We start from the raw sequence: 9,322 nt of genomic DNA, 5'->3' as shown, positions 1-9,322 counted from the left end.
CCTGCGCCAGTTCCGCCGGCAGCGGCTGGGAGCGGGCGGTGCCGGCGGAACTGGCGCAGGCGGCGGCCGGACGCTGGGCCGACACGCCGCAGGCGCTGGCCCGTGCGCCGGGCGGCCGCCTGTGGTGCCTGCGGCAACCGCTGCGCAGCGAATCGGCCAGCCTGGTGCGCGCGCGCATCGCCGCCGGCGAGGACTGGGCGGCCTTGCTGCCGGCACCAGTGGCGGCCTATATCCGCGACCATGCTCTGTATGCGTCCGGTGCCGCCGCCGCTGGCTGAATACGCGTCCTGCCGGGGTCGCCTATAATTCGCCCCATTCCATCGAGTTCGCCGCTTTGTCCAGTCAAGCCCACGTCATCAAGACCCAAGTCCCCAATCCGCCGCCGCCGCTGCCGGTCCTGCTCGCCCACGTCCGCGAGGCAGTCGAGGAACTCAAGGCCAAGGACGTGGCGGAAATCGACGTGCGCGGCAAGTCCAGCGTCACCGACTACCTGGTCATCGTCTCCGGCACCTCCACCCGCCACGTCAAGTCGATCGCCGACGAAGTCATCAAGTACGCCAAGCGCCTGGATGTCATGCCGCTGGGCGTGGAAGGCGAGCGCGAGGCCGAGTGGGTACTGGTCGATCTCGGCGACGTGGTGGTGCACGTGATGCTGCCGCGGGTGCGCGAGTTCTATGCGCTGGAGCGGCTGTGGACGGTCGGCGACCAGCCGCCGGGCGACGACGACGACTCGGCACGCGATGCCTAAGCGGCGCAATCCCGCGCGCAGCGTCGGCAGCGAGGCGTTGCCGGTCAGCAAGCGTGTCGGCGCGACCGAATCGACACCCGCGACGCCGGCACGCAAGCGCTTCGACTCCCTGGTCAAGCGTCTGGAGCGCGCCCGTGCGCAGTTGCATGCGTGGCAGGACGCGCTGCCGCGCTGGGAGCAGCGTTTCCACGAGCAGGTCGATCCCTTGCTGCAGGAGCGCGATGCGGCGCAGGTACAGTTGTTGCGGGAACTGGACGCAGCGCATGCCACCTTCAAGTTGAGCAAGCGCGATCGCGCCGATCTGTCCGAGCTCATTTGCGAGTTGGCTGCGCTGTTGATCCGGGACGGCGACAACGATGGCCTGAAGGACATCTACGACCGGCATAGCCCCCTCGGATTCGACCAGGATCTGGCCGAATCCGAGGCATTGCTGACGTCGGTCATCGGTGAGGAATTCGGCCTGACCGAAGAGGAAATGGCGCATATCCACTCCCCCGAAGCGCTGTATGCGCAGATCCAGGAGCGGCTGCACGCACAGCAGGCGCATGCGGCCGGGCGCGCCCAGCAGCGCGACAAGCGCCGCCGTGCCGGTGCAGGCAAGGCCGCGCAGGTCGCCGCCGATCCGCAACAGACGCGTCGCGCGCTGTACCGCAACCTGGTCGCCGCATTGCATCCGGACCGCGAGCCCGATCCGCAGCAGCGCGAGCGCAAGACCGCCTTGATGCAGCGGCTCAACCAGGCGTATCAAAACGACGACCTGCTGGCACTGCTGGAACTGCAACTGGAAATCGGCCAGTTGGATCAGGCCGGCATCGCGGCGATGGCCGAGGAGCGCATCCGTGACTACAACGACCTGTTCGCCGCGCAACTGCGGCAGGTCGAGCAGACATTGGCCGGACTGGTCGATGACTTCATGGGGCGTTACGGTCTTCAAGACGAGCGCGCGCCGCAGCCGCAGCGCCTGGATGCGCTGTTGGCGCAGATCAAGCGGCAGGTGCAGGAGGAGATCCGCTCCTGTGCCGACGATCGCGCTGCGGCGCGGCAGGCCGACACGCTGAAGCAATGGTTGAAGCGGGAGCGTGCCCGGCTGGCCGAGCAGGAACTGGACGACGCGATGTACGACGCCCTGCTGCTGGGCGAGCGTTGGTGATGCGCGCCTGCCGCGCGCAGCGATGAAGGCGCGCCTCATCGCCACCGGCGAGCGCGCCCCGGCCTGGGTGGCGCAGGGCTTCGCCGAGTACCGCAAGCGGCTCTCGCACTGGTTGCCGCTGGATCTGGTCGAGATCGAACCCGGCCTGCGCGGCAAGGGCCGCGATGCGCAGCGCGCGATCGAGGACGAAGGCCGCCGAGTCCTGGCGGCACTGCCGAAGAATGCGCTGGTGGTGGCGCTGGACGTGCCCGGCAAGCAACACAGTTCCGAGCAACTGGCGCAGCGCATGGAGCACTGGCGCGGACAGGGGCGCGATCTGGCGTTCCTGATCGGCGGTCCCGAAGGCCATTCGCCGGAGGTGCTGGCGGTCGCCAGCGAATCCTGGTCGCTGGGGCCGCTGACCCTGCCGCACATGCTGGTGCGGCTGCTGGTGGCCGAGCAGCTCTACCGCGCCGCGGCGATGTTGGCCAATCATCCTTACCATCGCGCCTGATCGCCTGATCGCGGATCGCGGATCGCGTGCGCGTGGCGGCAATGCGTGCGTGATGCCGATGCTGGCGCACCGCTCAGACAACAAAAAAGCCCGGGCTTTCGCCCGGGCTTTTCGTTACGGCCTTGCGACGTTCGCGATCAATTGAACGTGTACTTCGCACCCACCGTGAAGTAGCGGCCGATCGCACCGCTGAAGTGCAGCGGGTTGTAGTTGACCGCACCGTAGGTGGTCGGATCCAGCGGGGCGATCCGGTCGAACACGTTCTGCACCGACGCGTTCAGTTCGAACGCCTCGGTGATGTTCCAGCGGCCCGACAGATCGAAGGTGGTGAACGAGGCGATCTTCTTGACCGGCGTACCGTCGGCGTAGAACGCCTGGTAGTCGCCACCGCGGCGATCCTTGTTCTCGATGCTGTCGATGTAGTTCACCACACCGCTCACGCTCCAGCTGCCCTGCTTCCAGGTGGTGCCGAAGTTGATGCGGTCCTGCGGCGTGCCGATGCAGTTGGTCACGTCGCAGTTGCCGTGCGTGCCCACGTAGTCGACGGTGGTGTCGCCTTCGGTGCGCTCGAACTTGAGCAGGTGGCTCCATTGCGCGTCCAGCTCCAACTGGCCGGGACCGATCTCGAAGGTCTGGCGGATGTCGGTGTCGATGCCGCGCACGCGCGAGGAGTTCGCGTTCACGTAGCCGGTGTTGACCGCCAGGATGGTGCCGCTGTTGGCGACGCCACCGATGTTGTTGCTGTCGCGCAAGACGTTGCCGGCGGCGATCGCATCGGCGGTACTGCCCTGGGCGATCTCGTTGGTGCGCTTGATCTCCCAGCCGTCCACGGTCAGCGAGGTCGTCGAGGTCGGCTGCAGCACGAAGCCCACCGAATAGCTCTTGGACTCCTCGGGCTTCAGCGCCGGGTTCGGACGGGTGATGATCGCCACCGAGCGCGCTGTGCACTCGTTGGCCGGATCGATCGCGCAGCGCACCGGATCGCGGGCGTTGGAGAACGCGGCCAGGCCGCCGTCGCCGTTCTCGGCCGGGTTCGGCGCACGGAAGCCCTCGGCGTAGCTGGCGCGCAGCGCGATCCAGTTGGCCGGGGTCCACTTCACGCCCAGCTTCGGCGTGGCCTTACCGTCGCCGCCGTCGTACTTGTCGTAGCGCAGCGCCGCCGACAGTTCCAGTTGCTCCAGCACCGGTGCCGACAGTTCGACGTGCGCGGCGTAGACGTTCTGGGTGCCGTCGTAGGCCGAGTAGCCCAGGCCGATGATGTCGCCGATATCGGTGTAGGTCTGCGGGGTCAGGCTGTTGCTGGTCTTGCGCCATTCCGCGCCCAGCGCCAGGCCCAGCGGCCCGCCCTTGAGGTCCATCAGGCTGCGCGAGACGGTGAAGTCGAACATGTCCAGTTCGGACTTGGCACGTGCGCTGATGGTCGGCGAGATGTAGTCGTAGAGCGCCTGCGAGTTGAGGTTGGCGTTGTCGCCGATCCGCCAGGTGCCGGCCGGGCAGGCCGGGTTGCCGAGCACGCAGCGCACGGCGCTGTAGCGCAGGAAGCCGGTGCGCTTGTTGACCAGGTTGGTACCCGAGTGCAGGTAGCCGGTGTCGTAGCTCCAGTCGCCCCAGTTGCCCTTGACGCCGACCAGGAAGCGGTTGAACTCGTTGGTGTTGTCGGTGACGCGCGGGCCCACGTCCCAGGCGCTGTAGCGCAGGCGCGCGGCGTAGGGCAGGGGATTGTCGGGATGGCCGGCGTAGAGCACGGTGGCGCCGGCGCCGCTGTTGGCGTTGACCGGGCCACCCGGGTAGCCCCAGCCGCCGGATACGCCGGAAGGGGTATTGGAGAACACGGTGTTCTTCTTCGAGTAGCCGATCTCGGTGTAGATCTCGCCGCCCTCGCCGAAGGCGAAGCTGGCGCGGCCGAACACGTTGACGTACTTCTCCTCGGGGGTCAGATCGCGGAACTGCTGTGCCGGATCCCACAGGCAGCCCTGCGCCTGCGCGGTGGCGTCGCTCTGGCCGGGGATGGTGGTCAGACCGGCGCAGCCGGGCAGTGCCACCAAGCGGCCAGCGGTGTTGAACACCGAGCCATTGGGACCCGTGCCGCCGGCGGTGCCGCCGCTGAGATAGGCGCCGCCGAGGAACTGCGCATCCTGTGCCGCATAGCCCCAGCGGCGGATGTCGCCGGTGCCGATCCACTTGCGGTCCTTGCGGTCGCTGATCTTGATCGCGTCGGTCTTGCCCACGTCCAGGCTGAAGAACGCGTTCCAGCCGTCGCTGGCGAGGTCGCCGGTGCCGGCGGTCAGGGTCGCCTTGCGCGCGTCGCCGTCGCCGTCGCCGGAGAGGCCGTAGGAGCCGCGCAGGATCGCGCCCTGGAAATCGCTGCGCAGGATGATGTTGACCACGCCGGCGATGGCGTCGGAGCCGTAGATCGCCGAGGCGCCGTCCTTCAGCACTTCGACCCGCTCGACCGCGTCCAGTGGGATGGTGCTCAGGTCGGTGAAGACCTTCTGGCCGTCGTCGGCCAGGCCGTAGGTGGCCATGCGCCGGCCGTTCAACAGCACCAGGGTGGAGCCGGCGCCCAGGCCGCGCAGCGAGATGCCGGCGCCGCCGCCGGCGAAGCCGTTGCCGAAGGTCTTCGGGATCGAGCCGGCGCCGTCGGCGGTCAGGGTCTGCAGGTACTCGGCCAGCGAGGTCTTGCCGGTGCGGTCGATTTCCTGGCGGGTCACCACCTGCACCGGCGACGGGGTTTCGGTGTCGGTGCGCGGGATATTGGAGCCAGTGACCGTGATGCGGTCGAGATTGGTGGCCGCTTCCTGGGCGAAGGCGGCAGGCCCTGCGAGGGTGGCGAGAACGCCGGCGACGGAGGCACACAGCAGCGTACGGCGGGTTGCACGCCGTTGGGTCGGGATGTTCACAGTTTCTCTCCTAACTGGAAACGCAGGTTGTGACTTTCTGACGAAAGCGCCGACGTCTTGGTGGCCGGCTGGCTCTCATCTAGGTGTATCTATCGTGAATAAATCGTGAATTTTAGATTAACACGACCGGCCGGCGAATGCCGGCCGGCCGCGCCGGAGTGATTTAGCGGTCGAGCGAAAAATCGACCGGTACCAGCCCGTACGCCTGCACCGGCGTGCCGTTCTGCAGCGCCGGCTTGAACGCCCAGCGCTTGAGCACCTGGTCGCGGGCGGCCTGGTCCAGCACCCGGTGGCCGCTGCTCTTCTCGATGCTGACCTGCAGCGGTTGCCCGTCGGTGCCGACCAGCACCCGCAGCAGCACGCTGCCCTGCAGGCGATCGCGCAGCGCGTCGCGCGGATACGGCGGGGCCGGCGCGCGCAGGTACTGCAACTGCATGCCGTCCACCGGCGCGCTCGCGCTTGCGGGCGGCAGGCTCGGTGCGGCGATGCTGGGCGTGGGGTCGACATTGGGCGCGGTGTCCAGCGCTACCGGGCTGCTGTCGAACAGCGGCGCCGGCGTCGGGGTCGGCACCGGGACTGCGGTCGGCGTGCGCGGCTGCGTCGGCACCTGTTTCTCGACGGTGGGAATGGTCGGCGGCGGTGGCGTGACCTTGACCAGCACCGGTTGCTGCCAGGGCGGCTGCACCTGCGCCGGTTCCGGTGGCGCGGTCACGTGCGAGAGGGGAAGCAGCAGCAACAGGGCGGCCAGCACGTGCAGGGCGATCGCGGTGCTGTAGGCCAGGACCCGGGACAGGTCGATGCGGAAGGACGGGGCGGGGAGTTGCGTGCGAACCATGGATCCACCTCTGCGATAGGAGTGTCGTGGACTGCGGTACCGGAAAACGCACGGGGGCGACGGATGGGGTCATCGCGCCCGTCCGCGTTTCGACAGTGCGCCGGTCGCGGGCACTTTGGCAAGAGGCGGCGGCGATCGAGGCCGGGTGCCGTATTGGCGAGGGGCGCTGCGGCGGACCGAAAACCACGACGGCGCCCGCAGGCGCCGTCGCGAAGGAGGGGGCGGGCCGGGCTTACTTGCCCAGTTCGAACACCACATCCAGGTTGACCGAGACGCTGCTCTCGCCCGGCGCGACCGGGGTGCTGTCCATCTCCGCCTTCATCGCCATCGTGCGCATCATCGGCATCGGCGGGCGCACGCCGCCGCTGCTGCCTTCGGAGATGCTGACGATGCGCCGCACGTGCAGGCCCAGCGCCTTGGCGTAGGTCTGCGCGCGTGCCTGCGCCTTCTTCAGCGCATCGACCCGGGCCTGGTCGTACAGCGGTTCCGGGTCGTCGATCTCGAAGGTGGGGCCGTTGATCTGGTTGGCGCCCTGTGCGGCCAGCGCGTCGAGCACCTTGCCGAGCTTGGCGATGTCGCGCACCTTGAGGTTCACCGAGTTGTTGGCCTGGTAGCCGATGATCTGCGGCGCCTGGTTCTCGGCGTACTTGTACTGCGGGTTGAGGCTGACCCCGCTGGTCTGCACGTCCTTGTCGGCGATGCCGGCGGCGCGGATCGCGGCCAGTACCTTGGTCATCTGCTCGGCGTTCTGGCGCATCGCCGCGGCGCTGTCGGTGGCCTGGGTGACCACGCCGGCGGAGATGGCGGCGACGTCGGGCGCGCGCTTGGCCTCCGCCTGCGCGGCGATGTTGAGCAGGGTGCCGTCGGCGGGCACGGCGTAGCCGGGCGCGGCGGATTGGGCGTGGGCGGTCATCGTGCCTCCTAGGGCGAGGGACAGGGCCAGCAGCAGCGGGCGGACGGACAATGCGCGCATCGATGTTCTCCTTGTGAAGATTGGGCGAGGGTGTTGCCGCGACGATGAACGCGTCGTGATCTTCGCCGGGGTCGAAGCGATCGTCCCGCAATTAGCGATCGTTCAGTCAGTCCGGTCGGGTTATCCTTCGGCCATGCTGTATCTCGCGTCCCGTTCCCCTCGCAGAAACGAACTGCTGACCCGCCTCGGCGTGCCGTTCCGGATCCTCGATCTCGAGGTGCCGGAAGTGCGCGCGGCCGACGAGTCGGCGCAGGCCTATGTGCGCCGGGTGGCGCTGGACAAGGCTCGCGCCGGCTTGGCGCAACTGGCCGACGCCGCCGACGCGGTGGTGCTCGGCGCCGACACCGAGGTGGTGCTGGACGATCGCGTGTTCGGCAAGCCGGCCGACGCCGAGGATGCGGCGGCAATGCTGGCGGCCCTGTCCGGGCGCACCCACCAGGCGATGACCGCGGTGGCGCTGGTCGCCGCCGGCCGCGAAGAGCTGGTGCTGGTGCCCACGGCGGTGACCTTCGCCGCGTTGTCCGCGCGCGACATCGCCGACTACGTGGCCAGCGGCGAGCCGATGGGGCGGGCCGGCGCGTATGCGATCCAGGGCGGCGCCGAACGTTTCGTCAGCCGTCTCGACGGCAGTTATTCCGGGGTGATGGGCCTGCCCCTGCACCAGACCCACCACCTGCTGCGCACCTTCGGAGTGCTGTGATGTCGCAAGAGATCCTGGTCAACGTCACACCACGCGAGACCCGGGTGGCCGTCATCGAGAACGGCATGCTGCAGGAGCTGCACATCGAGCGCGGCTGGCGCCGCGGCGTGGTCGGCAATATCTACAAGGGTCGGGTGCAGCGGGTGATGCCGGGCATGCAGGCGGCCTTCGTCGAGGTCGGGCTGGAGCGCGCGGCGTTCCTGCACGCCAATGACGTGGTGCGGCCGGCGCCGGTCGGCAACGGCGACACCGAGGAGGCGACGCCATTGCCGGTCTCGGCCGCGGTGCCGATCGTGGAGTTGCTGCGCGACGGCCAGGACATCGTGGTGCAGGTGGTCAAGGATCCGATCGGCAGCAAGGGCGCACGGCTGACCACGCAGATCAGCATCCCCTCGCGCTACCTGGTGCTGCTGCCGCAGTCGCGGGTGATCGGGGTGTCGGCGCGGATCGAGGACGAGGCCGAACGGCAGCGCCTGAAGACCCTTGTCGCCGACCTGGCCGCCAGCCACGGCGGCTTCGGCTACATCATCCGCACCAATGCCGAGGGCCAGCCGGCCGAGGCCCTGGCCGAAGACATCGCCTACCTGTCGCGGGTCTGGAACGTGGTCGAGCGGCGCGGCCGCGACGGCGCCCCGGCCAGCATCATCTACGAGGACCTGAGCCTGCCGCTGCGCGCGGTGCGCGACCTGATCCGCAAGGACGTGGAGAAGGTCAAGGTCGATTCGCACGAGACCTTCGAACGGCTGCAGGCCTTCGTCGCCAAGTACATGCCCGTGCTGGCCGAGCGCCTGGAGCTGTACACCGGCGACCGTCCGATCTTCGACCTGTACGGGGTCGAGGACGAGATCGCCCGCGCGCTGGACAAGCAGGTGCCGCTGAAGTCCGGCGGCTACCTGGTCATCGACCAGACCGAGGCGATGACCACCATCGACGTCAACACCGGCTCGTTCCTGGGCCAGCGCAACCTCGAGGAGACGGTGTTCCGCACCAACCTGGAGGCGGCGCAGGCGGTGGCGCGGCAACTGCGCCTGCGCAACCTCGGCGGCATCATCATCATCGACTTCATCGACATGGACGATGCCGAGCACCGCCGCCAGGTGCTGCGCACGCTGGAGAAGGCGCTCTCGCGCGACCATGCCAAGACCACGGTGTACGAGTTCTCGCCGCTGGGCCTGGTGGAGATGACCCGCAAGCGCACCGTGGAGAGCCTGGAACGGCAGCTGTCCGAACCGTGCCCGGAATGCAGCGGGCGCGGCTCGATCAAGACCGCCGAGACCGTGACCTACGAGATCTTCCGCGAGATCACCCGCGCGGTGCGCCAGTTCGACGCGGCGCGGCTGCTGGTGATCGCCTCGACCAAGGTGGTGGCGCGCATCACCGACGAGGAATCGGCGGCGGTGGCCGAGCTGGAGGAATTCCTCGGCAAGACCATCCGCTTCCAGGCCGACGAACAATACCTGCAGGAGCAGTTCGACGTGGTGTTGTTGTGAGGCCGGGAGTGGGGAATCGGGAATGGGGAATGG

The 9,322-nt window shown here is 68.5% G+C and carries 8 protein-coding genes and 1 pseudogene; 6 read left to right on the top strand and 3 right to left on the bottom strand.

Translation table 11 applies throughout. The features are described 5' to 3' along the window. The 4 genes and pseudogenes from CEK65_RS20510 to rlmH form a co-directional block, all read left to right on the top strand. Window positions 1–278, top strand: a pseudogene (locus CEK65_RS20510) (nicotinic acid mononucleotide adenylyltransferase); the annotation flags it as partial. Between the two features lie 56 nt (window positions 279–334). Beyond that, on the top strand, window positions 335–748 hold the full coding sequence (gene rsfS / locus CEK65_RS20505) for a ribosome silencing factor (protein ID WP_017907284.1): 414 nt from the start codon (window positions 335–337) through the stop codon (window positions 746–748). Further along, window positions 741–1,898: a J domain-containing protein gene (locus tag CEK65_RS20500; RefSeq protein ID WP_043090274.1), complete on the top strand. Its 1,158-nt coding sequence runs from the start codon at window positions 741–743 to the stop codon at window positions 1,896–1,898. The genes rsfS and CEK65_RS20500 overlap by 8 nt, the downstream gene beginning before the upstream one ends. Before the next feature lie 22 nt (window positions 1,899–1,920). Beyond that, on the top strand, window positions 1,921–2,391 hold the full coding sequence (rlmH, locus tag CEK65_RS20495; RefSeq protein WP_017915490.1) for a 23S rRNA (pseudouridine(1915)-N(3))-methyltransferase RlmH: 471 nt from the start codon (window positions 1,921–1,923) through the stop codon (window positions 2,389–2,391). A gap of 137 nt (window positions 2,392–2,528) precedes the next feature. On the opposite strand, the gene CEK65_RS20490 is transcribed toward rlmH, so the two are convergent. The 3 genes from CEK65_RS20490 to CEK65_RS20480 all read right to left on the bottom strand — a co-directional run bounded on the left by CEK65_RS20490 (window position 2,529) and on the right by CEK65_RS20480 (window position 7,099). Next, entirely contained in the window at window positions 2,529–5,291 is a 2,763-nt protein-coding gene (locus tag CEK65_RS20490) for a TonB-dependent receptor (protein ID WP_152182826.1), read from the bottom strand. Between the two features lie 163 nt (window positions 5,292–5,454). Next, window positions 5,455–6,126, bottom strand: a complete 672-nt coding sequence (locus tag CEK65_RS20485; protein WP_152182825.1) for an energy transducer TonB — start codon at window positions 6,124–6,126, stop codon at window positions 5,455–5,457. A gap of 232 nt (window positions 6,127–6,358) precedes the next feature. Further along, window positions 6,359–7,099: an SIMPL domain-containing protein gene (locus CEK65_RS20480; protein WP_152182824.1), complete on the bottom strand. Its 741-nt coding sequence runs from the start codon at window positions 7,097–7,099 to the stop codon at window positions 6,359–6,361. Window positions 7,100–7,232: 133 nt separating this feature from the next. Here CEK65_RS20480 and CEK65_RS20475 point away from each other — a divergent pair, with 133 nt between their 5' ends. Both CEK65_RS20475 and rng read left to right on the top strand, forming a co-directional pair. Further along, the gene (locus CEK65_RS20475) at window positions 7,233–7,799 is read left to right on the top strand and encodes a Maf family nucleotide pyrophosphatase (RefSeq protein ID WP_148827560.1); all 567 of its coding nucleotides are present in this window, start codon (window positions 7,233–7,235) and stop codon (window positions 7,797–7,799) included. After that, entirely contained in the window at window positions 7,799–9,289 is a 1,491-nt protein-coding gene (rng, locus tag CEK65_RS20470; protein ID WP_010340444.1) for a ribonuclease G, read from the top strand. Before CEK65_RS20475 ends, rng begins: the two co-directional genes overlap by 1 nt. Window positions 9,290–9,322 lie beyond the last annotated feature (33 nt).

It is taken from the genome of Xanthomonas sp. LMG 12459, assembly GCF_009192905.1.
GTDB classification, from domain to species: domain Bacteria; phylum Pseudomonadota; class Gammaproteobacteria; order Xanthomonadales; family Xanthomonadaceae; genus Xanthomonas_A; species Xanthomonas_A sontii.
This window is presented reverse-complemented; position numbering and strand designations above follow the sequence as displayed.

What these genes read in the sequence shown, in the direction of transcription:
- CEK65_RS20500 (WP_043090274.1), top strand. Translation starts at nt 741, where the DNA reads ATGCCTAAGCGGCGCAATCCCGCGCGCAGCGTCGGCAGCGAGGCGTTG.
- rlmH (WP_017915490.1), top strand. Translation starts at nt 1,921, where the DNA reads ATGAAGGCGCGCCTCATCGCCACCGGCGAGCGCGCCCCGGCCTGGGTG.
- CEK65_RS20485 (WP_152182825.1), bottom strand. Translation starts at nt 6,126, where the DNA reads ATGGTTCGCACGCAACTCCCCGCCCCGTCCTTCCGCATCGACCTGTCC.
- CEK65_RS20480 (WP_152182824.1), bottom strand. Translation starts at nt 7,099, where the DNA reads ATGCGCGCATTGTCCGTCCGCCCGCTGCTGCTGGCCCTGTCCCTCGCC.
- CEK65_RS20475 (WP_148827560.1), top strand. Translation starts at nt 7,233, where the DNA reads ATGCTGTATCTCGCGTCCCGTTCCCCTCGCAGAAACGAACTGCTGACC.
- rng (WP_010340444.1), top strand. Translation starts at nt 7,799, where the DNA reads ATGTCGCAAGAGATCCTGGTCAACGTCACACCACGCGAGACCCGGGTG.